Origin of the sequence: Pseudomonas sp. B40(2017) (genome assembly GCF_002112855.1) — a bacterium.
Classification (GTDB): Bacteria; Pseudomonadota; Gammaproteobacteria; order Pseudomonadales; family Pseudomonadaceae; genus Aquipseudomonas; species Aquipseudomonas pharyngis.
Genome location: NZ_NEIT01000010.1, coordinates 117,441 through 141,515, shown reverse-complemented (window position 1 = coordinate 141,515; position 24,075 = coordinate 117,441). Strand labels below are relative to the sequence as shown.

The following is a 24,075-nucleotide window of genomic DNA, read 5'->3' as shown; positions in this document are numbered from 1 at the left end:
CATGGATCAGTTGGCACTCAAGGCAATCGAGCGCATCGCCGCCGAACGGCGTGCGCCGTATCAGCACATCACGGTCGAGCGGATCACGCCGATCATCGGCGCCGAGATCGGCGGCGTCGATCTTTCGCAGCCGCTGAGCGACGAGCAGCTCGCGGAAATCCGCCGGGCCTTTCTGGAGAATCACGTGGTGGTGTTCCGCGATCAGCACCTGACGGTGGACGAACACAAGGCGTTTGGCCGGCTGTTCGGTGAGCTGCGGGCGCTGCCGGTGGAAGACATCGACGGCGATGACTCGGAGCTGGTGGTGATCCGCGCCAATGCGCAATCGCGCTACGTGGCCGGCGAAACCTGGCACACCGACGGCACCGCCGACCTGGCGCCGTCCATGGGCTCGATGCTGTACGTCAAGGAAACCCCGGCCATCGGCACCGGCGGCGACACGTTGTTCGCCAACATGCACCTGGCGCTGGAAATGCTGTCGCCGACGATGCAGCAGTTTCTCGGCGAACTGACGGCGATCCACGACGGCGCGATTCCGTGGAAGGGCTATGAGGCGCCGGCCAATCTGCCGAAAACCGAGCACCCGGTGGTGGTTCGCCACCCGGAAACCGGGCGTAAAACACTGTTCGTCAATTCCGGGTTCACCTCGCACATCGTCCAGTTGTCCGGCGGTGAAAGTCAGGTGCTGTTGAACATGTTGTTTGATCTGGTGGCCCGTGAGCCGGTCCTCAGCTGTCGCGTGCGCTGGGCGCCGAACAGCCTGGTGTTCTGGGATAACCGCTGCACCCAGCACCATGCGGTCTGGGATTATTTCCCGCACTCGCGGTATGGCGAGCGGGTGACGATTCTGGGGACGCAGCCCAAGGCTTGAGTCTAAAAAGGTGGGAGCGGGCGCCGTTCCCACCGCTCATTTACAGACCTTGTTTGAGCAGCTGCTCGACGATCAACTCGCCAAACGCCAGATTCCCGTGCAGCGGGTCATCCACTTCGCAGTACGCCGGAAGCTGAAAACCCAGCTCATCATTCGCTGCCGCGCGCACATCGATCAGCTCGATGCCGAGCCCTTGCAGGCGCTCGATCAGTAGCGCCTGCGCGGCCATGAACACACGCGGATCGGACAGCTCTGGCACCCGCTGCGGCGGCAGCACGGCGAACACCTTGAGGTTCATCGCCCGTGCTTGCTCATAGAACGCCAGCGCAGGCCGGGACAAGGTGTCGACGATGGATTCGAACAGGGGACCTGCGAGAAAACCTTCGTCGAATTCGCCGTCCGGTGTCTGGTAGCAGGTCCAGTTCGGCGCGGTGGCGAGGTAGTGCAGGCTCAGGCCGAGGGTGCTCACCAGCGGCACCCCGACCTTCGCCAGTTGCGGCACTTCGAAAGGCGCCAGGGCCTGGCGATACAGACGTTCCATCTCGGCGTCCCGAAACACCACGTCATGGCGGGTCAGGCTGAAAAAATCCACCGCGAAATCCCGGCCGGTGCCCAGCGGGCCGCCGCTGAACGGCAACTCACGGGCCTGCGCGGCTTTGCCGATGACCCCGGCATGGGAGTCGCCCAGCAGCAGAAACCTAGGCGTAGTAATCGAGCACGGCGTCTTCACAGACAAGCTCCTCGCTGGATACGCAGGTGGAGGCAACGCTGGCCGGCGTCTGCAGCGGTTGAACGGCATCGAGCCCGGCGAAAAACTGCTGCATGACAAACGCCACGCCTTCCGGCGTGACCTCGCGCTGGTTGGGCTGGTAGAACGCGCCCTTGAACGGTGTGCCGGTGATGATTTCGTAGGAGGGGAAATAGTCGACGTCGTGCAGGTCTTCGCACAGCTGCCCGGCGACGGCGCGCAGGACCGATTTGGAATAGGTGGTGGCGCTCAGCACATGCTCGCCCGTGGCGGTCGCCGTCAGGGGCACCGGTGACACGGTGAGCAGAACACGCAGCTGTGGGTTGATCGAACGCATCAACTCCAGCGCCCGAACCATGTCGCCATAGGTGTCCATGAAGCCGAAATTGCAGAAACGGTGCAGCAGCGGATCGAAAGTGCCGCGCACGGTGCCGGGGCACACGGGATACACCAGACCGGTCTGGCGGTTTTGCCAGGCTTCGGTCAGGCCGAGGGTAAACACGAACACTTTGGCGCGGCGCAGGGCGCTGCGGATGGCGTCGAGGGTGGCTTCGCGCGAGGCGAACAGCGCGTCCTCGCTGGCAAAGCCGTCGGGTTCCACGGCGGGGCGGAATGGGTCGAAGAATCGCCCGTCATGGGCCCAGGTTTCGTCGGGCGGCAGGCTCACGCCCAAGGCCCATTCGAGCCATTGGCACAGCATCGCCGGGGTGTACAGATTGCCGGTGCGGAACGAGAACACCCCATAGTTGTGGGCCTTCCATTCGGCTGCGGGCAGTTCGGCCGGAGCCGGTTCCGCATCCAGCCAGTTCATGCCGCGTTCGCCCAGCGCCCGGCCGATGTGCTGGGCGAAACAGGAGCCAGCGGTGACGATGGCGTCCTTGTTGCCGATCTCGAACTGTGGCGTCCACAGTTGATCGATGTTCAGCGCGGGCTTGTCAGCCACGGCGGTGCGCCAGAAAGCGCGGGGTGGCAGGCATTGATAAGGATTCACGACGAGGGCCTCCTTGGCGGTCGCTGATAAAACGGGGTCAACTGATTTGATAGCGGTAGATCAGGTCGTCAAACCACCGATCTCCAATCTGATAGGCCTGCGGCACGCGGCGCTCGAATACAAAACCGCATTTCTCCAAAACCTTGCAGGACGCGATATTACCGTCGGTCACGGTCGACTCCAATGAGTCCAGGCCGATGGCGGCGGCGTAGTCGATGATCGCCTGCCGCGACTCGGTGCCAAAGCCTTTGCCCTGATGCTCGGGCAACAGCAGGCAACCCACCTCGGCATGCCCCGGCGACAGGATGCGGAATCCGGTCACGCCCAGTTCCTGCCCGCTGGCCCTGTCGGTCACCACCAGACACAACCAGTGATCCGACTGCGGCCCCCAGGCCGGAAGCCGATGCTCGAAGCCTTTGCGCACCTGTTCTTCGGCAATTTCACCGAACACGTACTGCATGGTCTGCGGCTCGGAATGCAGCCTGAGGAACAGTGGCCAGTCGGATTCGACCATCGTGCGCAGGTCGAGGCGTTGCGTGGTGAGGTCGAGCATCCGCTGCTCCTTGCAAGGGCGGAAAGGGAAGACGGTTTTTTACTGGGTGTGGGGCGAAAGATCAATGTTTTGATCGGGCATGTTTTGCAACGCCGACCTTGAACGCGCCCCTTAGCGGTGCTCTCCGGCAGCCACGCTGCCGGAGGTGGATTGGCGAATGGATCGGTTACGGCTTGACCGGTTTGACCAGGTCGGTCTCGCTGCTGTCGAGCACGAACACCGCCAGCAGACGTGACGGTTCGGTGGTGCTGGCATTGGCGCTCACCGCGTGGAAGTCGCCCGGTTGTTCGACGAAGTTTTCCCCGGCCTTGTAGACCTTCTCCGGCCCGTCGCCGACCTTGCTGCGTACGGCGCCCTCAAGCACCGTGGCGTAGATGAACGCGGACTTCGGATGAAAGTGCGCCGGCGAAGAACCACCGGGTGCGTATTCCACCAGCACGCCCTTCATGGATTTGCCCGGAACGTTGGGCAGGGCACGGTCGAACACCACGGTGACCTTGCCCCCTTGCGGCTCGGCGGCCGAGGCAGATGATATCGACAGGGCCGCAAACATGGCGGCCAGCAGGATTCGGCTGAACATGACGAGAGTCCTTCTAAGCGGATGGGGGTGTTTTAGCGCTGGATCGATTGCGCCAGCCAGTCTTCAAAGCGCGTCGAGCCCAGGCGCGGGTTGCTGCTACCGGGGGTGAGCGACTGGTCGTCGAGCACGTCGCCGAAGTAGCGGGCGTGGACGTCCGGGATCACTTTGCGGGTGTCGTGGGTGGCGCGGAAAAAACGCCGGACCAACTCGTCGAGCGGCATGGCTTCGGGGCCGGCAATTTCCTGTGTGCCGTTGATCGGCGCTGCCAGTGCCACATCCGTCAGCGCAGCAGCGACGTCGTCAGAAGCCATGGGCTGGATCAGCGCCGGCGACAGGCGCACTTCCTCGCCGACGGTGGCGGACTGGGCAATGCCGCCGACAAATTCGAAGAACTGCGTGGCCCGTAACAGACTGTACGGAATACCGGACGCCTTGATCAGATTCTCCTGCGCGACCTTGGCGCGGAAGTAACCGTTGGCGGGCAGGCGCTCACTGCCGACAATCGACAGCGCCACGTGATGGCGAACCCCGGCGGCGGCTTCGGCGGCAAGCAGGTTGCGGGTGGAGGTTTCGAAGAAGTCGAGTACGGCCTGGTCTTCCCACGACGGCGCGTTGGACACGTCGACCACTACCTGGGCACCGTCCATTGCTTCGGCCAGGCCTTCGCGGGTAATGCTGTTGACGCCGGTGTTAGGCGAGGCGGCGCGGGCATCGTGTCCGCGTTCGCGCAGATTGTTCACAAGTTTCGATCCGATGAGGCCGGTGCCTCCGATAACGACTATCTTCATGACATCTCTCCACATGCCGACCGCAACCGTTGCTGTCGATGTGGGATGAGCATGCTTGCAGCGCTCGGGCAAATCCTTGTGGTGACCTTGGATTTGCCTTGGTTTTTTGTCCAGACAGGCCAATCCGTCGGCAGATGCGTAGACCAATGCCCAGACCGGTGCGACGGCCCAGGGTCTGCCGTATCATTGGGCGCACGACAATCGCCCGCTCGGACACGGAGTCGGGGGCGCCAGACCAGAGAACAGCCACCGTGCCATTCGTGTTTGAAGACTATGTGCTCGACCAGCAGCGCCGGGAACTGACCTGGCGCGGGGAGGTTGTGACTGTCGGGCCGCAGGTCTTCGATCTGCTGTTGCTGCTGGTCAGCAACCGCGAGCGGGTGGTGAGCAAGGACGAATTGTTGAGCGCCGTGTGGAGTGGCCGGATCGTTTCCGAATCGACCATCACCAGCCACATCAACGCTGTGCGCAAGGCCATCGGCGACACCGGCGAGCAGCAGCGCCTGGTGCGCACGGTGCCGCGCAAGGGCTATCGCTTCGTCGGCGAAATCACCTCGAGCGACAGCCCCGTCGATGCGCCCGAAGCGCCTGCGATACCCGAAGTGGCCACGACACTTGTCCTGCCGGAAAAGCCGTCGATCACCGTCCTGCCGTTTCAGAATCTCAGCGGCGACCCCGCGCAGGACTACTTCGCCGACGGCATCGTCGAAGACATCATCACCGCGCTGTCGCGCCTGCGTTGGCTGTTCGTCATCGCCCGCAACTCCAGCTTCACCTACAAGGGCAGGGCGGTCGACGCGCGGGGCGTCGGGCAGGAACTGGGCGTGCGTTACGTGCTGGAAGGCAGCGTGCGCAAGTGCGGCAACAGGATCCGCATCACCGGCCAGTTGATTGATGCGTGCAGCGGCACGCATCTGTGGGCCGAGCGCTTCGAAGGCCTGCTCGACGATATTTTCGAACTCCAGGATCAAGTGGCCGAGAGCGTTGTGGGCGCCATCGCGCCGCAGCTCGAACGCGCGGAAATCGAGCGGGCCAAACGCAAGCCCACTGACAGCCTCGATGCCTACGATTACTACCTGCGGGGCACGGCCAAGCTGCACATCGGCACCCGTGAGGCGATCGAGCAATCGCTGGCGCTGTTCTACCGGGCAATCGAACTGGATCCGGAATTTGCCTCGGCATACGGCATGGCCGCGTGGTGCCATTTCTGGCGCAAGCTCAACGGCTGGATGACCGACCGGCCCCCGGAAATCGCCGAAGGTGCGCGGCTGGCGCGCATGGGCGTGGAGCTGGGGCGTGACGACGCCGTGGCGCTGACCCGCTGCGGTCATGCGCTGGCCCATCTGACCGGGGATGTCGACTGCGGCATCGCTTTGCTTGATCGGGCTCGATTGCTCAACCCCAATCTGGCGCCGGCCTGGTATCTGGGTGGCATCCTGCGCGCCTTGGGTGGCGAAACCGAAGTCGCCATTGCCAACCTTGAACATGCCGTGCGACTGAGCCCGCTGGATCCGGAAATGTTCCGCATGCAGGTCGGGATGGCGCTGGCGCACTTCTTCGCCGGTCGCTTCGAATGTTCGGTTTCCTGGGCCGAGAAAGCGCAGGGAAATCTGCCCAGTCTCCTAGTAGCGGCGGCTCTGATCGCCGCCAGCCACGCGCTCAGCGGGCGAACCGACAAAGCCGGGCAGGCCATGGAACGGGTGCGCCGGCTGGACCCGACATTGCGGGTGTCCAGCCTGCGCGCGTGGTTGCCCATTCAACGACCTGAAGACGTTGCCCGGTTTGCCGAAGGTTTGCGGTTGGCGGGGTTGCCGGAGTAAGGGCTCAGCCGGCCAATCAATCCATCGAAAAATGCATTTGCATGTTCATCGCGGCATCGTACTGATTGCTGGCTACCCGGCGTTCGATCAGGCGATCTGAGCCTCCTTCGGCCACGCGGCGTTCGATCAGGCGATCGGATCCGCCTTCGGCCACGCGGCGTTCGAGCAGGCGATCAGAGCCGCCTTCGGCTACGCGGCGTTCGATCAGGCGATCTGAGCCGCCTTCGGCCACGCGGCGTTCGATCAGGCGATCGGATCCGCCTTCGGCCACACGACGCTCCATCAGCCGATCCGAACCCCCTTCGGCAATCTGGGTCGGCGCCTTTCTGGCTCGGTGCTGTTGCACTGATGAAGTTTCTGAATCCGGAGCACTGGTTTCCTGTCTGTTGGCAACCGGCATATCGGGCAGGCAACTTGCGCCGAATGCATGAGTGGCAACTATCCAGGTGGCTGAAACAATGGCGACGGGTAATACCAATCCAATAGTTTTCATCGTGATCATCCTGAGTCGTAGTGGGACTTCGTTAATGAACTTCCGGTTGCAACCAGACAGGTTTGAATTCAATCGAATACTTCTAATGGGAAACTTCATGTTCCTGTGCTGCCAGGCGAATACGGTTGTACGCAATCAAGCGCATGACGTAGCCCAGCTTGATCGCGGTCGGCCCGAGGATCGTCATCCCGTGCGCGCCGACCAGCGTGGGCAAGTTCAAGTGAGCGTCAAACACATAAGCCAGGAAAATCCCCACGATCAACATGACCAGGCCACCGATCAGCAATAAGTGGGACAACTTCAGCACGCGGTACGAGTCTTCAAAAAAGTCATACATGTTGATCAGTCATCCCTGAGTCAATGAGTGGATCGACAAGTGTCGGCGCGCGAGGAAACCACGAAGTCAATAACTTTGCCGACCGTCGCATTTGATGGAGGGATTTTACTGTTGGCGGTAGGGATCAACCATGTTGCATAAGTTTGGTTTTATCCTGCCAGCGTATGGAGAAGTCATACCAACGTATATAAGCAACTCTATGCGCGCCGCATAAGGGCGATACATCTAATGGTTAATGCCCAGACTTTCGGCCATTCGAACCAGATCGGCGAACGACTGCGCGCGCATCTTTCGCATGGCCTGGCTGCGATGAATTTTCACGGTGATCTCGCTCAGGCCGATGGCACTGGCGATCTGCTTGTTTATCAAACCCGAGACGGCCAGCGCCATCACCGCTTGCTCTCTGACCGTGAGTGTCTCATGGCGTGTGCGCAATTCATTTTGGCGGCGTTCGCACTCGCGGCGTGACCTGTCCCGCGTATGCGCAGCGACCACGGCGTCGATCATGGCCTGCTCGCGAAACGGTTTTTCCAGGAAATCGACGGCACCGGCTTTCATGGCGCGAACGGTCATGGCGATGTCGCCGTACCCGGTCATGAAAATGATTGGCAAATGGATGTTGGCGTCGGCGAGCGCCTGCTGAAAGACCAGCCCGCTGGTGCCTTGCAATCGCACATCCAGCACCAGGCAACTGGGCAGGTCAGGTCGCTGGTATTGCATGAAGTCGGCGACCGATCCGAACAGCTCGACCCGCAGGCCGATGGAACGTAACAGGCTGCCAAGCGCCTCACGCAGAGGAGCGTCATCATCAATGATGAAAACGATGGATTCGGGGTTTCGCTCGGGTGCAGGTTCTACGTCCATACGCTGGATGGCTTCGCGGCGATCGGGTTGCGCAGGATGCTGAACAATCCGATGGAAAGCTTTGCCCGAGCCTCCGGTTTTCATTGGATTTTGCTTGGGTAAGCGTCCAGAGGCCATCGACCGCTGTTCCGGTGATCGATGGCCTCGGCGGATCAGTTTCCTGCCCGCGCGACTATCGCAAAATTCCCCGGCGCCTTTTCCAACAGCCCCAGAAATCTCACCAGATCGACCTTGCTGCCATCCACCTTCAGATCATCGGAGGTGAACGCTTCCTTCAGTCCGGCAGCGCCGCCCAGCAGTTGGACGAACAGGTCCTTGGTGACATTCAGCGTTGCGTTGGCATTCGCTGCCGTCTGGCCTTTTCGATAGTGCAGCACGGCGTTCTCGATCCACAGCACGAACGATTCGTCGGTATCGGTCAACACCAGATTGAACGTCCAGTTCTTGCCATCCGCCGCCGGTCCGTCGAGGCTCGCGGCCATGGCTTCGAGGAAGCGTTCGGTGGGCGTCTGCTTCATCAGCTCGATCAGGTCGGAGCGTTTGACGCCCTTGGCCGGCGGGCCGTTGCGCAGTTCCATGGCAGCGGTCAGGTAGCTGTTGCGCCAGGTTGCGGATTCCGCCTGATAGCCCATCTGTTCGTACGCGCGGGCCAGCAGATCCTTGGCGGCCGTGTCGTCGGGTTTGACGAGCACGGCCTGATCCAGCAGCTCGGCGACCCAGCGGTATTCGCCTTTGTCATAGGCCACGCGAGCAGCTTCGACCACCTTGGCGTTCCCCCCCATCAATTCGACGTAGCGCTTTGCCGATTCCTTGGGCACCAGCGGATTCAAGTGCGCGGGGTTGCCATCGTAGGCGCCCAGGTACATCTGGTAGATCGCCTTGACGTTGTGGCGCAGGTCGCCGTAATAGCCGCGAGTGCCGAAGTACGAGGCCAGCGAGTCCGGCAGCTGGATCTTGTCGGCGATCTCGTTGGGGGTGTAACCGGCATTCATCAGGCGCACGGTCTGGTCGTGCAGGTATTTGTAGACGTCGCGGTGTTTGGTGATGAATTCGCGGATCCGCTCGTTGCCCCAGATCGGCCAGTTGTGCTGACCGAAATAGACCTCGGTGTCGCCCAGCTCGTCGAGGGCGATTTGCATGTAGTCGGACCAGCGCAGCGCATCCCGGACCTTGGCGCCACGGATCGGCAGCAGGTTGTGCATGGTCTGCGTCAGCAGCTCCGCACCGCCGTATGCCTTGAGCGCGGGGATCGAAAAAGTCAGCTCGGCCGGGGCTTCCGCGCCGGGCATGTTGTGGAACACAAAGCTGACGCCGTCGAGCACCAGCGGCTGGATCGGCTGGTCGATGATCTGCGTCGGCGGCAGGATGCCCATGCTGCCGTAAGCAACGTTTTTGCCCAGTCCGGTGTCGACGATGCCGGTAGCGCCCGGCGTCAGGTTCTTGCCGAACTGATACATCGAACGCCGCGCCATCGCCGGGCCCGCCAGGATGTTTTCGCTGGTGGCTTCCTCCATGAACCCGGCGGGCGCGACGATGGGAATATTGCGCTGGGCCACTTCGCTGCTCGAGGTGATGCCCAGCACACCGCCGAAATGGTCGGCATGGTCGTGGGTGAAAATGATCGCGGTGACAGGCTTGTTGCCCAGATGCTCGCGGGCAAATGCCAGCGCTGCGGTGGCGGACTCCCGGGAGGTCAGCGGGTCGACCACGATCCAGCCGGTTTGCCCGTCGATCAGTGTCATGTTGGCGATGTCGAAACCGCGCAACTGGTAAATCCCATCGCGAACCTTGAATAGGCCGATCTGTGCGTTGAGCATCGCGTGCCGCCACAGGCTCGGGTTGACAGTGGCCGGCGCTTGGCCTTCGACGAAACGGTACGCGTCGAAATCGATCAGGACATTGCCGTCGGCGCCAAGGATCTTGCCGGTGGGGCGGGCGATGAAACCGCGTTGGGCATCTTCCATGTCCCGGTTGTCGCTGAGATCCAGGCCCTTGATCGACGCCTGAATCAGCGCGGCCGTGGCGGGCGTGGCGTCGCCGGCTGCGACGCCGGGCTTGTTGTCGCAGCCGGCGAGGGACACCAGCGTCAGGGCGAGGATCGTGTAGAGGGTCGGTTTCATTCTTGTTGTTCTCCGAGGGTCGAATGCGCTCCAGCCTAGGGGCAGGGCGACGATGTATCCAATGCATTGTTTACATCCGGATAATGCGTCGCTAGCATCGGGCGAATGGACCTCAAACGACTGTCACACCTTCTCGCGCTGGCCGATGAACGCCATTTCGGCCGCGCGGCCGAGCGCGTGCACCTCAGCCAGCCGGCCCTGAGCCGCAGTATTCAGGCGCTGGAGAGCGAAACCGGACAGCGCCTGTTCGATCGCGACACCGGCGACGTCCGCCCGACGCCGGCGGGGGAGTTTCTGATCGAGCGGGCGCGGCGGTTGCTGTTCGATGCCCGATCGCTGGAGCGGGACATGGCGCTCTACAGCGATCGCCAACTGGGCAGCCTGGCGTTTGGCGTCGGCCCGTTCCCGGCGGCCATGTTGATGCATCAAGTAGTGCCGCGACTGCGCCTGGATCACCCGGCAGTCACCCTGCGTGTCGAGGTGAACAACTGGCAGATTCTCGAAGCGCGGCTGCGCGCTGAAGCGATCGAATTCTTTGTTGCCGACATCCGCAACTTCACGGCGGAATCCGATCTGCTGATCCGTTCGCTGGGCCAGGTCTCGGCAGGCTTTTTCGTACGACCGGAGCACCCGCTGGCCGGACGCCAGGTGTCGATGGGCGAACTGGAAGGCTACGGCATCGCCACGACGCGCCTGCCGGAAGTGGTGAAACTCGAGACCGCCCGAACCCTTGGCATCTCCACCCGCCAGGCGCTGCCCATCGTGCTGGAGTGTGATGATGTGGCGTTGCTCAAAACCGTCGCTGGTTCAACCGACACTATCCTCGGCGTCATCCATGGCGCCGTGGCTGAAGACATTCGGGTGGGGCGTTTGATTGAGCTTCATGTTGTCGACAGGCCGGGATTTCATTCTGAAATCGGGGTGGTGAGTTTGCAGGGCCGAAGCTTGTCGCCGACGGCTTTGTGTGTGATTGAGGCGGTCGTTGCCGAGATGCAATCCATTCACGTCGAACAATCTCCACGTTTTTAGAGACGCGTCCTACAGCCACGATTTTCCTGCTTCGTTAACGTCGTGCAGCCCCTTGCGAGGGGCTGTCGATGCATGAACGAAAGGACAATCAGTGGCTGGTCAAAAGGACATTCCCCGGGTTCGCAACCTCAAATTTCGTTTGATTACAGTTAGTACCGACAGACAGCCTGATTGAATTAGCCCGGCTCCCGCATTTTTGCCTGAGCGCGGCCTTCAGCGGATTGTTTTCCATCGCCTGATCCGCTTCACTGTGGCTCTTTTGTCTGAGCGGAAATCAATCATGGAACGATGCGAAGCACTGGTCATCGGCCTCGGCGCCATGGGCGCGGCCACGGTGTATCAACTGGCGAAAGCCGGGGTCAACGTGGTCGGCATCGACCGCCACCATCCGCCGCACACGTTCGGCTCCAGCCATGGCGACACCCGCATCACCCGACTGTCCGTGGGCGAGGGCGCGCAATACGTGCCCATCGTGCGCAACTCCCACCGCATCTGGCGCGAACTGGAAGCGCTGTCGGGCGAGTCGCTGTTCGAACAGTCCGGCCTGCTGGTGCTGACCTCCAGCCCCGACTTCGATCCCGCCGACGAAACCGACTTCACCCTGCGCACCATCGCCCTGGCACAGACCTACGGCATCGAACACGAAGTCTTCGACGCCGGCCAGATCCGCCAACGCTTTCCGCAGTTTGCCCAGGTGCGCGACGACGCCATTGGTTACTTCGAACCCGAAGGCGGTTTTGTACGGCCGGAGCGCTGCATCGACGTGCAACTCAGATTGGCCGAACAACACGGCGCCACGCTGTACAAGGGCGAGACCGTGACCCACATCAGCTCGGACGAACAGGGCGTCACCGTCACCACCGACCAGCGCACCTTGCGGGCGGACAAACTGGTGGTCACCGCCGGCAACTGGGCGGGCGGCTTGCTCGGCGCGCCGTTCGACAGACTGCTCAGCGTCTATCGACAGAAACTGTTCTGGTTCGAAACCGAGCCTGACGCGGAACTGGTCGGCCACTCACCCACGTTCATCTTCACTCACGGCCCGGACGATGATTTCTATGGCTTTCCCGCGCTGCCGGGGGAGGGCAGTTTGAAAGTGGCTACGGCGCAATATCACAGCGCATTCACGCCTGAGACTCTGGATCGCACAGTCTCGGCCGAGGAAGAACGCGAGATGTACGAACAGCAGGTGAAGGGGCGGATTGCCGGGCTGACGGATCGGGTAGTGAAGTCAGCGGTTTGCGCCTACACCGTTACGCCGGATCGGCATTTCATCATTGATGAGCATCCACGGTTGCAGCACACGTTGGTGGTGTCGGCGTGCTCCGGGCACGGGTTCAAACACTCGGCGGCGCTGGGGGAGGCGTTTGCGCAGTGGTGTTTGCGGGGGGAGAGTGAGCTGGATCTTTCGTTGTTTTCGGTGGGGCGGTTTGAGGCATAGTGCCAACATTCAAAAACAGATCCATTTCACGAAAACAGATTCGCCCCTTTCATGGAGAGCGAACCGAAACCCCGCAAGGAACGCACATGAATTTCTTCAAGAAGCTTCTCGTTTCATTGAAACGTCCTAAAACCGAAGAAGTCGAGCCAACACCGCAACCCCTTGAAGTCCAAGAGCCGGATATCTACGACAGCATGACCGAGGCTGAAGCGGCAAATCTGGCTGCCCGAGAGGCCAGCGCAGCGTGTCTGGATCGTTATTGGGCATCAGTTGGCACAGTCGAGTGCGATGTCCTTGCCTACATGATCAGTCCGAGTTTTTCCGGCGGCCCTTACTGGCCATCGACCCGTCAGGCCTACCGGGTAGTTCGCCGTAACGACACAATCATCATCGCCACGGAAGGTCTGTCAGACCCGTTCGATGACGCGGAAGAAACGGGCAATGGATTCGAGATGGAGTTGTTCGTAGAAACCGCCGATATACCCGAACACGCCCGTGGCCCGGTGGGTGACGTCGATCCTTTCCAGCGCAGCTGGGCATTCGAGCTGGTGGAGCACGTTGCCAAAACGGTTGCGGACGCTGGAGGCTACACTCGCGGACTCGACAAATACGGTGCGATGTCCATTGAAATTCCCGGGTTCAGCCTCTCGAACCACATGTGTGATCAATTCCCCAAACACTTCGTGACCGAAGACGACTCGACCGGTGTCTTGCTGGGCGCCCCGGAACCGGATTTCCCTACCCGGCTGGATGACATGCCCTTATCCCCGGTGAGATTGGTTCCGGTGGTACTGATTACCGCGTCGGAGCTTGAGTACATTCGTGCTGGCGGGCGAGCAGCACGCGATGACCTGGTGGTCCGATTGAAGGCTGCGGGTGTCGGGCATGTGAGCAGTTTGCAGCGTGAGAGTGTTGTTTGACGCTGCAGTGTTCTCAGGTTCCCTTGCTGGTCACGCCTGCCCAAATCGAGATGTTCGCCAAAGACTTGTCCGCCTTTTAATGACGAGGGCAACCTCAAAGGTTTGAGCCGCAAATGAGCAAATTGGGTTGCAGATGTGGGCACGTGATTGTCGATCAGACTGACAGCTTGCCCTATAAGGCGAGCCTGCTTCGCGACGAAGTAGAGGATGCATTCTGGGAAGAGGTAAACCACGAACTCAAGCCTCTGATGACTGCTGCCGAATCGGGAGACAAGGCCGTGATCGCAGACGCATTCGGTAAGTTTGCACCTTGGGGCAACGTGGCTGACGAATTGGTAAGCCGATTATCGAGCCTCCACATCCACCGGACGTTAGATGTTTATGAATGCACGAACTGTGGGCGTCTTTGGATGCAAAAGGGTGCGGGTAATCAGTTCGTTTCATATGTTCCGGAAGAGGGTGGATATCAGGCGATCTTGTCGGCGACGTCAGGCGATTCCGAGAGCCTGGATTGCGAATAAATAGGGAACTGCCCAGTGCTTAACCGCTATGCCGCCTCCCGAGAGAGGATGGCGAATGACTTGAGAAATGCGCAGCTGCTGCAGGGGCAGCGACTTGCTGAGTTATTGCATGACCAATACTACTTCAACGAGGAAAAATGCCTGTCTGACGTAGGGTCGTTGCTCTGGCGGTGTGGCGAACATCAGAAAGTTGCGATGTACCTGCTGAGCGATGGGGAAAGTGTTGGAGCTGATGAGTCCGATCTGGAACCTCCCACTCCCTTCACACTTGATGCCGCGAGCTTGTGCTCGTGGCGTAGGGAAAATCTGCTTCGCAACAGGTCTGCTCTCTTCCTCGAAGGCAAAATCATTACAGCGGTTCAAGGTGTTGTCGATAAAGTGGCGGGCGGAGAGGTTTGGCTTGTCGGCTTTCAAGTTGCCTTCGAGACAGGCGACTACCTGATATACCTGAATCAAGGTGACGATGCAGTCGTTCTGATTAACGAATGGCCCAAGAGGTTGGAGGGCATCGAAACCTGCTTGGTGACCTCGCTGGAATGAGCATTTTGTTCAATGGCAGCGTGGGCGAAAATAGATGCGTCCCCATTTTTTTATTAGGTTTTTCCATGTTTAACAGAAGCGATTTTGATCACCTCTCCGGGAAAGAAGTGACTTACTGGAGCGCGCGCGATGGTTGCCGCGGTCTCTATTACGTCACCTATCCAGCATTCGCCTTTCAATGCCCCTACTCTCAAGAGACGATTCGCATAGCCCGCGCGCCCAAACAACAAGGCGAGAACGGATTGAAATTCTGGCTCCATGCCGAATGTGTAGATTGGCATCCAGAAAGAGAAAGCTACTTCCTGGGCTACGTTTCTGACGCCAAGTTTGAGGAAATTTCGGAAACTGTTTTCAATCAGATGGTCGCGGATCAGGCACGGGATTTGATCGCTCCCCTCAAACAACCGCTGCATGAGCCGAACGGTTTCATTGGAGCGTTGTTGATGTATTCAATGAAGACGGAGTTCACTGTTTCACTGTTCGCGGAGTATAAAGATGAGTACATCCATTTTTATTGGGACACGATATCATGAGCGGCAATCAAGGGCCGAAAGCGGATTAAGTCGAACCGGTTCACCACCAAGATGGCGCATGCGGTGAAACCTTGAAATCAAGAGCTTCCATGCCCACGAGCAGAGAACTGTCCTTAATCAAAATAATCCCTTCGTGCAATATAATGCTTGCGTCCCACTCAAACTTTTCGGGGTGGTAAATGCACAGGCTGTCGCACTCGCTAATAAAATGGCTTTCATTAAGGGTGATGGTTTTAATTAAGTCATCGGTCATTCGAATTCGCTGACTGCATCTGCTGGCAATTTTGTTTGGATAAGTTGTGACCGGCAAAGCATTGGCTGTGGTGGGTGAATCGGCGTAGAAGCCAATTATGCTATCGGCGTTCGATTCTGGGTAAAGCCAAATTACTAGTTCAAGTCGCATTTTATTAGAAAGTTTAGAAAGCAATAGCATTTGCCGGTTAAAGCTTTTCTCTGTGATGTAAAGAGTCACTTCTGCTTTCCCTGTCACTTTCGGCGCCCCCTGATTTACCCATGTGTCGAGCGTAGACCGTAATTTCAACATCTGTTTTGTGAGGAATAGAGTTATTTCTGATTTCTGGGGTAGATCTGTACGACGGAAAGCACCCGCCGGCGAACATACGTTCATGACCGATAGCTGCCATTTACTGTGGCAGCTTCGGCTGACATCGTTTTCTCAAGCCGTCATGACGGACGGGTTGGTTTCCAGGTCTTAACCTCAACATGATCCAACGCCTGATTCACTGCCAACTCACTCAACATCACCAACTGCGCAATTCCGATAGCAGTCTTGCGATGGGCAGGCTCCAGAGTCGCCGCAAAGTTATTGAGCATTTCGCTGGCGGACCCCAATGATTCGCTGGCGTTGGCCAGGAGGGATTCGGTGTCGTACGCCGGGTTGGCCAGGTACATGGGGTCGTGTTTGTGATGGCTGCCCATGATCCGTTGCTGCGGGGTGAGGTAATGATCGAGCGCGCGTTCTGCGGCTTCGTTAAGGGTTCGGGAATCAGGAAATTTGTAAGGAGAAACCGGATCGGTTTCGGGAGGGTTCGGTGTTGGTTTGAACATAGATGAATCTCCAGCACTTATTAAAGGGGAGTCATCCACTCTCGCTACCAAACGAGGGGTGGCGACCATACGCAGGTTGGTAGACCGGAGCACTGGAACCGGCGCTTCCGAAGAAGCCCTGAGCATGGCCACCATAAATCCAGTCGCATGAATGCAACTGAATGAGGTGACGCGATGCGTCAGCGCTGCGGGCTACCAAACCCGATCACTGTTTTTCAGTGACCCGGAAACGATAAAACCCGCACCCCAGACGCACAAGCCGGCGGATTCTGGCGTAGTCGTAGGCAATGACGCAAGACGCTGTAGCCGTGGGGAAGTAATGCCGGGCGTTTCTAAACACCATTCGGAAAACGCTTAAACGCGCCGCCCTCGCCATGTCGAAATCAGACCCCATGCCGCTCCTGAATAAAAGCGGATTCCAGTCTGCGGGATAACGCAATCACATCGATTTCAATTTTCCAGTCCGTACCCATTCTTTCTCGGCACCTACCAGCGCGCATCACTTTTTAAGCTTGATGAAACGTTTCAGCAGGTTTATAAAAACCGCACAACTCCAAGAAAGGCTGCTCCCATGACCCCGCTCAAACTCGTTGTTGCCCTCAGCGCACTGTCCGCTGCCTCCCATGCCATGGCCTGGGATTACGTTCTGCTCGACACCGACAAAGCCGCTCAGAACTGGCAGATCACCAGCCAGCAACTCGGCGTGAAAACCGACAAACCCTTCAGCGTCAGCCTGCGCACCTTGCATGGTGGTCGGCAGGAGGGCGTCAGCATTGTCGACATCGATAACGGCACGATGAAACTCTCGGTGGTGCCGACGCGGGGAATGAACGTCTTGCAGGCCTCGGTCGGCGATGTGCGCATGGGTTGGGATTCGCCGGTCAAGGAGGTGGTCAATCCGTCCTTCATCGAACTCAATGGCCGCGGTGGCCTGGGCTGGCTGGAGGGCTTCAATGAGCTGGTGACCCGCTGCGGATACGAGTGGGTCGGCCACCCCGGCGTCGACAACGGCGAACTGCTGACCCTGCACGGTCGGGCCGCCAACATTCCGGCGAACAAAGTCACCCTGCACATCGATGAAACGCCACCGTACGCCATCACCCTACGCGGTGAGCTGAAAGAGCAGGCGTTCAAGAAAGTCGACTTCTCGGTCGCCACCGAACTGGTCACCGAACCCGGCAGCGTAGTGTTCGCCCTTAACGACACCCTGACCAACAACGGCGACTATCCGAAGGAATATCAGGCGCTGTACCACAGCAATTTCAGCACCCCGTTCCTGGAGCAGGGCGCTCGTTTCGCCGCGCCGGTGAAACAGGTGTCGCCGTTCAACGACAAGGCCAAGGGCGATTTGGCTGAATGGCAAACCTATCGCGCACCGACCAAGGACTACGACGAAACGGTTTACAACGTCGTGCCGTATGCCGATGTCAAGGGCGATACGTTGACTGTGTTGCATAACAAGGCCGGCAGCCTTGGCGTTTCGGTTGGCTTCAATACGCAGACTTTGCCGGTGTTTTCCCTGTGGAAGAACACCGATACCCAAGGCCAGGGTTATGTCACCGGGCTGGAGCCGGGGACGAGTTTTTCCTACAACCGCCGTTATCAGCGTCCACTGAACCTGGTACCGACAATCGGGCCGAAGGAACACAAAAACTTCCGCATCAGCTACAGCTTGTTGGCGGATAAGGCGGCCGTGGACAAGGCCTTGAAGCAGGTGAGCGACATTCAGGGCGGGCGGGAGACCGAGGTGCGGCAGACACCGTTGGTTGATCTGACCAAGGGGTGAAAGCGGCGGTCGCTCAGCTGTTCAGCGACATCGGCTTGTCGCCACCCGGAGGCAAGCCGAATACCTTGCGCACCCTGTTGAGAAATGCGCCGTAGGGTCGCCCCAGCGCCAGCATCATCAATGCCGCACCGAGCGTTCCGCGAATCAACTCACCTCCCGATGCCCCACTGGAGGCAATGATCGCTGCATAGAGGGGGACCTGGAAACTGACGAGGGCGAAGCTGTCCCACAGCAACCTGGAAACCCGGCGCTGACCGGCGCGCTTCATCACCCAGTCCCGCCACAGGCCGTAAGGCCTTGCGACTGGCACCATCAATACGGCGCCCACAAGGCGCGCATGAAGAACCTGATCCCACGTCATGCCGGCAATGAATCGTTCATTGATGATGCCGGTGGTTGTGAAAAACAGGATCAGCGCCGTTGTGTCTGCGAGAAACGCAGTTCGACGCATTGACTGTGGCGGGCGTTGCAGCAAATCACATCTCCTGTGTGGGTTCAGGTAGGCGTCAGCGCATCCTCCTGATGTGACAGCGGCTGCACCGCCAGGTGCGGAGATTCGCCGAAGAACTCGATCAGCAGCTCGGTGAGCACGCGTATTTTCCGGGCAGGATGCGGACCCGGCGGGCGGAGAATGTAGGCGCCGGCCTGGGGTGGGGGATGGTTTGTCATGATCTGCATCAGTGCGCCCGATGCCAAGTGCTCGTGGGTGAGGCAGTCGGGCAGGTAGGCGACGCCGAGGCCTGCGATGGCAGCGGCGACGAGGGCGGTGCCGTTGTCGGCCTTGAAGCGTCCTTGTGGACGAACCGTGATGGTCTTGTCGCCGTCCATGAATTGCCAGGCTTCGGTGCCCTGCATGAGCGCCTGATGGTTGACCAGGTCGTCCGGCTTCTCAGGGGCGCCGTGGGCCTTGATGTAGTCCGCGCTCGCGACGAGCTTGGTGAAGACCGGGCCAATACGCCTTGCGATCAGATTGGAGTCCTTCAGATAACCCACTCGAATGGCGCAATCGTAGCCCTCGGTGATGAGGTCAACGAAGCGATCACTGTAGCAAGTCTGCATATGCAACTGAGGGTGACGGCGCGCCATTTCCGCCAGCACCGGCGCGAAGTGAGTCGGGCCAAACGACAGCGGGACGGCCACGCGCAGTCGGCCGCGAAGGGCGCCGGCGGGCAGGATGGTTTCCTTGGCGACGTTGATCTCGGTGCAGACCCTGGCGGCGTAGTCCCGGAATATCGCACCGGCCTCCGTGAGTGCCGATCCGCGCGTTGAGCGTGCCAGCAGTTGCACACCCAGTTCGGTTTCAAGGCGGGCCAGGCGGCGACTGACGATCGACTTCGATACGCCAAGACGCAGTGCAGCCTGCGAAATGCCCTCGGCGTCAGCCACTTCCACGAAGGTCTGTAGTTCTTCGATATCCATGCTTGCGTTCCCCTTTGTGCGACACAGCACATCGCGTGATGCTACTACTGCCTCGAACATGGGAACAGCACAATGGATTTTCCAGGCACCTCAGGCTTTTCGCCTTACCTGGAATTGATTTTCCGCACGGGCTTCGGCCCTTTCACCAACGTGCGTCACCCATAAAAAGGATTTGCCCATGGCAAGCGAAACGCTCCGCAACGCCCAGACCGATCAGTTGCTGACCCCGGAAAACTCGGCGTTGATCATCATCGATTATCAGCCTGTTCAGGTTTCCTCGATCCGCTCGATGCCGCGTGACGAACTCGTCTTCAACATCACCAGCGTCGCCAGGGCGGCGGTCAACTACGACCTTCCGATCATCCACTCGACTGTCAATGTCGCGACCGGCCGCAACAAGCCGCCGATTCAGGAGCTGCGACAGGTGCTCGGTCACCTGCCGACCTATGACCGCACCTCGATCAACAGTTGGGAGGACACGGAATTCAAACAGGCGGTCAAGGCGCTTGGACGCAAGAAACTCATCATGACTGCACTCTGGACCGAAGCCTGTCTGACTTTCCCGGTGCTCGACGCCATTCAGGAAGGTTATGAAGTGTATGTGCCGGTCGATGCGGTTGGCGGCACATCGCTCGCCGCACACGAGGCGGCGTTGCGCAGAATGGAGCAGGCGGGCGCAAAGCTCATCAGCCGCGTGCAGATGTACTGCGAACTGCAGCGCGACTGGGCGCGAGCAGTGACCGTGCCGGGCTTTATGGGCGTGTTCGAGAACTTCGACGGGTTTAATGCTGAAAAGGCTCTGGAAGAGGCAGGCAACAAGGCCTGATGAGCGGCAATTGATGAAGGTGGCACCTCGCGAAAGCGGGTGCTGCCTTTGTTTTTTGCGCGAGGTCGACTCATGTCGAAATCAGACTCGTCCATGCCGCTCCCAGGCTATTTGCGATCAACGCCGGGCACGTAAGGTGACGCATCATTTCATCGCCCTGCGTCGTCGTCCGACCGATTTGTAACGCTGCAGCGCTTGAGGTGCGCCGCTCTGGAGCAGGGCAAGAGGAAGAAATGATGATCGCCTGACACGTCGTCAGTACGCCCAAACGTCGATCACCAGAGAACAACAAAAACAATGAATAGCTTGAACTCGAAGGACTCGAACGGTCAGTTGGCGCAGGGCTTCAAGCCGCGTCATGTCACCATGCTTTCCATTGCCGGCATCATCGGTGCGGGGCTGTTTGTCGGCTCCGGCCACGCCATTGCCGCCGCCGGCCCGGCCGTCTTGCTCGCTTATCTTTTCTCCGGTCTGCTGGTCGTGCTGGTCATGCGCATGCTCGGTGAAATGGCCGTGGCCCATCCGGACACGGGATCGTTTTCCACCTATGCCGATCAGGCCATCGGCCGTTGGGCGGGGTTCACCATTGGTTGGTTGTATTGGTGGTTCTGGGTGCTGGTGATTCCGATCGAAGCGCTGGCCGCCGGGCATGTGTTGAATCAGTGGTTTCCCCAGGTCGATGCGTGGTTGTTCGCGTTGTTGTCGATCATTTTGCTGGTGGTGACCAACCTGTTCAGCGTGTCCAAGTACGGTGAGTTCGAGTTCTGGTTCGCGATGGCCAAGGTGGTGGCGATCATCGGGTTCATCGGTCTGGGTTTTGCGGTCTTGATGGGCTGGATTCCGGAGCGTGAGGCCAGCGGTTTAAGCCGGTTGATGAAGGAACACGGCGGGTTTGCGCCCAATGGTTTGTCGGCGGTGGTCGGGGCCTTCATCACCATCATGTTCAGTTTTATCGGGACGGAAGCGGTGACTATCGCGGCCGCCGAATCGAGCAACCCGGCGCAGAACATCGCCAAGGCCACGCGCTCGGTGATCTGGCGCATCGGCGTGTTTTATCTGCTGTCGATTTTCGTGGTGATTTCCGTCGTGCCCTGGAACGATCCGCTGCTGGCGTCCGTCGGTTCTTACCAGCGCGCGCTGGAGCTGATGAACATTCCCCACGCCAAATTCCTGGTCGATGTGGTCGTGCTGATCGCAGTGGCCAGTTGCATGAATTCCTCGATCTACATTTCCTCGCGGATGCTGTTCTCGCTGGGGCGTCGCGGCGATGCCCCGCAACCGCTGAAGGTGACCTCCGCAGCGGGTGTGCCGAGAGCGGCGGTGATTGCCAGCACCGTGATCGGTGCCGGGGTGACGCTGTTCAGCTATTTCATGCCCGCTGGGCTGTTCCAGTTTCTGCTCGCCAGCTCCGGCGCGATTGCGTTGCTGGTGTATCTGGTGATCGCGGTTTCGCAATTGCGCATGCGCCGGATGCTGCGTCGGCAGAACGTCGAGCTGACGTTTCGCATGTGGCTGTTTCCATGGCTGACGTGGCTGGTGATCGCGTTCATCTGCGCCGCGCTGGCGGTGATGATGGTGACGCCCGAGCATCGTCTGGAAGTGACGTCGACCATCGGCCTGGCGCTGGCAATTTCCTTTATCGGGCTGGTGACCACGCGGCAGCATGGGCAGGTGAGGGCAGCGGTAGCGGCGGGCAAGGCCTAGGTTTTTTCTGGTGCTTGAACGATGGGATTATCCCCGGCATGGACGCTGGGGATGTCCGATCACCGGGCTTCGGCTCGCAGCCAACGTCTGACTTCGCCCTGTATCGCGTAGGCCGGTGCCTCGACCGCGTTGAAATCCTGCGTGTAGCGCTGCGCAAACCCGTCGACTCCCCATTCCTGAAACTGCTGCACGTGCTTCAGTTCGTGCGCCCAGAGCGCCACGTTCTGCTCTGCTGTCTCAGCGTCGCGGAACAGAATGATGTCGATCAGCGTAACCGCTCCGACATCCGGGTTCTGCAGGATGGCCGTTGCGGCGTTGTATTGGCCGTCGTTGGTGACCTTGTAATGCACGGTATCGAGGACGCCGGGGTCATACCAGCGCAACAGTTGCTCCCGGATGTGCGGGGGAATCGGTTTGATGTCGGTGCTGGCGGCTTCGGCGCGGGCCTGAGTCAATCCCATCGCCAGAGCGGGTGCCGCGATCAGGAACAGGTCTTCAGACAGACGCCCCGGGTCCGGCAGGCAAATGCAGCTGTCGAGACACACTTGTTTTTCGCCGGCAGGGCAGGTGTCAGCCTGGGCAGGCGTTACAAGGGCAAGCCAGGTGACGAGGCTGATGAGCGTGGATGGCATGGGCGCTATTCGATGTATGGCCTCTTCAGGGCGTTTTCTCGGGAACGACAAAATCCACTGTCGCACGGGTGAGAATCCGGTGAGTCGGGTCCGCCACTTCAAGCAGAACCTTGTGTTTGCCCGGTGTCAGCCCCACCAGGATGATCGGATCTTCACTGGTGTGCGCCCACGTGCCTTTCCAGTCGTCGACCGTGACATGCAGGTGACCGAGTCGAGGTGACACATCCGCTGCCGCTTTGCCAAATACCGGCATGATCCGGGCGTGTTCGGTTCGATACTGGATGATGACAACACCGCGCGCGAGCGGCTCGGGGAGCGGCGGGTAGGCGATGAGTTGCGGCGCCGATTCGGATGGCAGGGGAAGGATGGCCGGCGGCTGAAGCGGATCTGCGTCCTGAGCCTGCGCTGCCATGCAGACGAGAGTCAGCAGGACGAGCAGGTTTCGGGGAACGAGGGGCATGGTGTTCTACTCCCGCGTGATGTCCTTCAAGGCTAGATCAAGCTGGGTAGATGTCTATGATTTGTCTGCGTTGCACTCACAGTGCGGCGAGGAAAGGGATCAGGCGCAACGCGATGAACACCGCGCTGCGCACTGATTCCGCTGGAGCTCAACCGCGTTTCGGCAGCTTCCAGTTCGGGCGAATGAAGTGGCAGGTGTAGCCATTCGGAATGCGCTCGAGGTAATCCTGATGCTCCGGTTCCGCTTCCCAGAACGGCCCCGCCGGTTCGATTTCGGTGACCACCCGGCCTGGCCACAGGCCTGACGCGTCGACATCGGCCGCAGTGTCTTCGGCGATATCGCGTTGCTGCTCGTTCAGGTAATAGATCGCCGAACGATAGCTCGGACCGAGGTCGTTGCCCTGACGGTTGGGTGTGCTCGGGTCGTGGATCTGAAAGAAAAACTCAAGGATCTGCCGATAGCTGATCACGGCGGGGTCGAAGACGATTTCGATGGCCTCGGCGTGGTTGCCATGATTGCGGTAAGTGGCGTTCGGCACATCGCCGCCGGTGTAACCGACCCGCGTCTGCAGCACGCCGGGGTAGCGGCGCAACAGATCCTGCATGCCCCAGAAGCAGCCGCCGGCGAGAATCGCAGTTTCGGTTTGAGTGGTCATGGCATGTCCTTCCTCTCGAATGGGTCGCAGATGTTCCTTGATATGAGGGAGTGTGGGCCGATTCCAAGGTTGAGCCGGTAAATAAATCGTTACGGTGTCTTCCCGCAACCGGCGAGCCAACCATCAGGCTCCATTTCTTTGCCACACGTTGCGGCTACTTTCAAAAAATGCCGCTGACTAGCGGAAACCCTGATGGGCAAACCGGGCTCTTCGGCACGAAGTCTGGAAGCAAGCGCTGGTTGAGCTTTTGGCTTCTTGTGTTTCATGGACACCTCTCGTGCCTGGTTGCTTGAGTCGATCTTATGGGTGGTCCAGTGGAAAGACGCCTTTTCTTCGCATCGTCTGTGTTCTGTCCGGAGCAGGCAGCAGACGGTAT

The 24,075-nt window shown here is 59.7% G+C and carries 27 protein-coding genes; 11 read left to right on the top strand and 16 right to left on the bottom strand.

Translation table 11 applies throughout. The features are described 5' to 3' along the window. Window position 1 precedes the first annotated feature (1 nt). Window positions 2-871, top strand: coding sequence for a TauD/TfdA family dioxygenase (locus tag CAF76_RS26325; protein ID WP_085649152.1), 870 nt, complete (start codon window positions 2-4; stop codon window positions 869-871). Between the two features lie 40 nt (window positions 872-911). On the opposite strand, the gene CAF76_RS26320 is transcribed toward CAF76_RS26325, so the two are convergent. The 5 genes from CAF76_RS26320 to CAF76_RS26300 form a co-directional block, all read right to left on the bottom strand. Beyond that, on the bottom strand, window positions 912-1,601 hold the full coding sequence (locus tag CAF76_RS26320) for a hypothetical protein (RefSeq protein WP_178076201.1): 690 nt from the start codon (window positions 1,599-1,601) through the stop codon (window positions 912-914). After that, window positions 1,570-2,610 carry a GSCFA domain-containing protein gene (locus CAF76_RS26315; protein WP_085649151.1) on the bottom strand — a complete coding sequence of 347 codons (1,041 nt, stop codon included), beginning with the start codon at window positions 2,608-2,610 and terminating at the stop codon, window positions 1,570-1,572. The genes CAF76_RS26320 and CAF76_RS26315 overlap by 32 nt, the downstream gene beginning before the upstream one ends. A 37-nt stretch (window positions 2,611-2,647) precedes the next feature. Beyond that, a complete protein-coding gene (locus CAF76_RS26310; RefSeq protein WP_085649150.1) occupies window positions 2,648-3,163 on the bottom strand; it encodes a GNAT family N-acetyltransferase in 516 nt (171 codons plus the stop codon). Between the two features lie 166 nt (window positions 3,164-3,329). After that, window positions 3,330-3,743 (bottom strand): cupin domain-containing protein, encoded by a 414-nt coding sequence (locus tag CAF76_RS26305; RefSeq protein ID WP_085649149.1) that lies wholly within the window; start codon window positions 3,741-3,743, stop codon window positions 3,330-3,332. Between the two features lie 32 nt (window positions 3,744-3,775). Continuing rightward, window positions 3,776-4,531: an SDR family oxidoreductase gene (locus CAF76_RS26300; RefSeq protein WP_085649148.1), complete on the bottom strand. Its 756-nt coding sequence runs from the start codon at window positions 4,529-4,531 to the stop codon at window positions 3,776-3,778. A 251-nt stretch (window positions 4,532-4,782) separates the two neighbouring features. On the opposite strand from CAF76_RS26300, the gene CAF76_RS26295 reads away from it, so the two are divergent. Then, window positions 4,783-6,351: a winged helix-turn-helix domain-containing protein gene (locus tag CAF76_RS26295; protein WP_085649147.1), complete on the top strand. Its 1,569-nt coding sequence runs from the start codon at window positions 4,783-4,785 to the stop codon at window positions 6,349-6,351. Window positions 6,352-6,367: 16 nt separating this feature from the next. Here CAF76_RS26295 and CAF76_RS26290 read toward each other — a convergent pair whose 3' ends face one another. From CAF76_RS26290 to CAF76_RS26275, 4 genes are all read right to left on the bottom strand, one after another. After that, on the bottom strand, window positions 6,368-6,844 hold the full coding sequence (locus tag CAF76_RS26290) for a phage infection protein (protein WP_256579668.1): 477 nt from the start codon (window positions 6,842-6,844) through the stop codon (window positions 6,368-6,370). 82 nt (window positions 6,845-6,926) lie between these two features. After that, window positions 6,927-7,181 carry a transmembrane sensor/regulator PpyR gene (locus CAF76_RS26285; RefSeq protein WP_085649145.1) on the bottom strand — a complete coding sequence of 85 codons (255 nt, stop codon included), beginning with the start codon at window positions 7,179-7,181 and terminating at the stop codon, window positions 6,927-6,929. Window positions 7,182-7,406: 225 nt separating this feature from the next. Then, window positions 7,407-8,045, bottom strand: a complete 639-nt coding sequence (locus CAF76_RS26280) for a response regulator transcription factor (RefSeq protein ID WP_085649187.1) — start codon at window positions 8,043-8,045, stop codon at window positions 7,407-7,409. A gap of 152 nt (window positions 8,046-8,197) precedes the next feature. After that, window positions 8,198-10,165, bottom strand: coding sequence for an alkyl/aryl-sulfatase (locus tag CAF76_RS26275; protein WP_085649144.1), 1,968 nt, complete (start codon window positions 10,163-10,165; stop codon window positions 8,198-8,200). A gap of 105 nt (window positions 10,166-10,270) precedes the next feature. On the opposite strand from CAF76_RS26275, the gene CAF76_RS26270 reads away from it, so the two are divergent. The 6 genes from CAF76_RS26270 to CAF76_RS26245 all read left to right on the top strand — a co-directional run bounded on the left by CAF76_RS26270 (window position 10,271) and on the right by CAF76_RS26245 (window position 15,149). Then, window positions 10,271-11,194 carry a LysR family transcriptional regulator gene (locus CAF76_RS26270; RefSeq protein WP_085649143.1) on the top strand — a complete coding sequence of 308 codons (924 nt, stop codon included), beginning with the start codon at window positions 10,271-10,273 and terminating at the stop codon, window positions 11,192-11,194. 280 nt (window positions 11,195-11,474) lie between these two features. Further along, the gene (solA, locus tag CAF76_RS26265; RefSeq protein ID WP_178076200.1) at window positions 11,475-12,635 is read left to right on the top strand and encodes an N-methyl-L-tryptophan oxidase; all 1,161 of its coding nucleotides are present in this window, start codon (window positions 11,475-11,477) and stop codon (window positions 12,633-12,635) included. 86 nt (window positions 12,636-12,721) lie between these two features. Continuing rightward, entirely contained in the window at window positions 12,722-13,555 is an 834-nt protein-coding gene (locus tag CAF76_RS26260; RefSeq protein WP_085649142.1) for a suppressor of fused domain protein, read from the top strand. A 113-nt stretch (window positions 13,556-13,668) separates the two neighbouring features. Beyond that, the gene (locus CAF76_RS26255; RefSeq protein WP_085649141.1) at window positions 13,669-14,076 is read left to right on the top strand and encodes a hypothetical protein; all 408 of its coding nucleotides are present in this window, start codon (window positions 13,669-13,671) and stop codon (window positions 14,074-14,076) included. A gap of 15 nt (window positions 14,077-14,091) precedes the next feature. Beyond that, complete coding sequence (locus tag CAF76_RS26250; protein WP_085649140.1) at window positions 14,092-14,616, top strand: hypothetical protein; 525 nt, start codon at window positions 14,092-14,094, stop codon at window positions 14,614-14,616. Continuing rightward, window positions 14,613-15,149: a hypothetical protein gene (locus CAF76_RS26245; RefSeq protein ID WP_256579667.1), complete on the top strand. Its 537-nt coding sequence runs from the start codon at window positions 14,613-14,615 to the stop codon at window positions 15,147-15,149. The genes CAF76_RS26250 and CAF76_RS26245 overlap by 4 nt, the downstream gene beginning before the upstream one ends. A gap of 40 nt (window positions 15,150-15,189) precedes the next feature. On the opposite strand, the gene CAF76_RS28615 is transcribed toward CAF76_RS26245, so the two are convergent. Both CAF76_RS28615 and CAF76_RS26235 read right to left on the bottom strand, forming a co-directional pair. Next, window positions 15,190-15,621, bottom strand: a complete 432-nt coding sequence (locus tag CAF76_RS28615; protein ID WP_143491855.1) for a hypothetical protein — start codon at window positions 15,619-15,621, stop codon at window positions 15,190-15,192. Window positions 15,622-15,833: 212 nt separating this feature from the next. After that, a complete protein-coding gene (locus CAF76_RS26235; protein ID WP_085649138.1) occupies window positions 15,834-16,217 on the bottom strand; it encodes a DUF6124 family protein in 384 nt (127 codons plus the stop codon). A 571-nt stretch (window positions 16,218-16,788) separates the two neighbouring features. On the opposite strand from CAF76_RS26235, the gene CAF76_RS26225 reads away from it, so the two are divergent. Continuing rightward, window positions 16,789-18,003, top strand: coding sequence for an aldose 1-epimerase family protein (locus tag CAF76_RS26225; RefSeq protein ID WP_085649136.1), 1,215 nt, complete (start codon window positions 16,789-16,791; stop codon window positions 18,001-18,003). Between the two features lie 13 nt (window positions 18,004-18,016). Here CAF76_RS26225 and alaE read toward each other — a convergent pair whose 3' ends face one another. Together alaE and CAF76_RS26215 are read right to left on the bottom strand one after the other, a co-directional pair. Next, a complete protein-coding gene (alaE, locus tag CAF76_RS26220; protein WP_085649135.1) occupies window positions 18,017-18,478 on the bottom strand; it encodes an L-alanine exporter AlaE in 462 nt (153 codons plus the stop codon). A 20-nt stretch (window positions 18,479-18,498) separates the two neighbouring features. Further along, complete coding sequence (locus CAF76_RS26215; RefSeq protein WP_064595712.1) at window positions 18,499-19,422, bottom strand: LysR family transcriptional regulator; 924 nt, start codon at window positions 19,420-19,422, stop codon at window positions 18,499-18,501. A 178-nt stretch (window positions 19,423-19,600) separates the two neighbouring features. Here CAF76_RS26215 and CAF76_RS26210 point away from each other — a divergent pair, with 178 nt between their 5' ends. Then, the gene (locus CAF76_RS26210; protein WP_085649134.1) at window positions 19,601-20,248 is read left to right on the top strand and encodes a hydrolase; all 648 of its coding nucleotides are present in this window, start codon (window positions 19,601-19,603) and stop codon (window positions 20,246-20,248) included. Between the two features lie 297 nt (window positions 20,249-20,545). Continuing rightward, entirely contained in the window at window positions 20,546-21,952 is a 1,407-nt protein-coding gene (gabP, locus tag CAF76_RS26205; RefSeq protein WP_085649133.1) for a GABA permease, read from the top strand. Window positions 21,953-22,011: 59 nt separating this feature from the next. Here the strand turns inward: gabP and CAF76_RS26200 are convergent, their stop codons facing one another. The 3 genes from CAF76_RS26200 to msrA form a co-directional block, all read right to left on the bottom strand. Further along, the gene (locus tag CAF76_RS26200; RefSeq protein ID WP_371857941.1) at window positions 22,012-22,584 is read right to left on the bottom strand and encodes a DUF4157 domain-containing protein; all 573 of its coding nucleotides are present in this window, start codon (window positions 22,582-22,584) and stop codon (window positions 22,012-22,014) included. A 25-nt stretch (window positions 22,585-22,609) separates the two neighbouring features. Then, entirely contained in the window at window positions 22,610-23,044 is a 435-nt protein-coding gene (locus CAF76_RS26195; RefSeq protein WP_085649132.1) for a DUF6130 family protein, read from the bottom strand. A 148-nt stretch (window positions 23,045-23,192) separates the two neighbouring features. Continuing rightward, a complete protein-coding gene (msrA, locus tag CAF76_RS26190) occupies window positions 23,193-23,699 on the bottom strand; it encodes a peptide-methionine (S)-S-oxide reductase MsrA (protein ID WP_011333723.1) in 507 nt (168 codons plus the stop codon). Window positions 23,700-24,075: the final 376 nt, after the last annotated feature.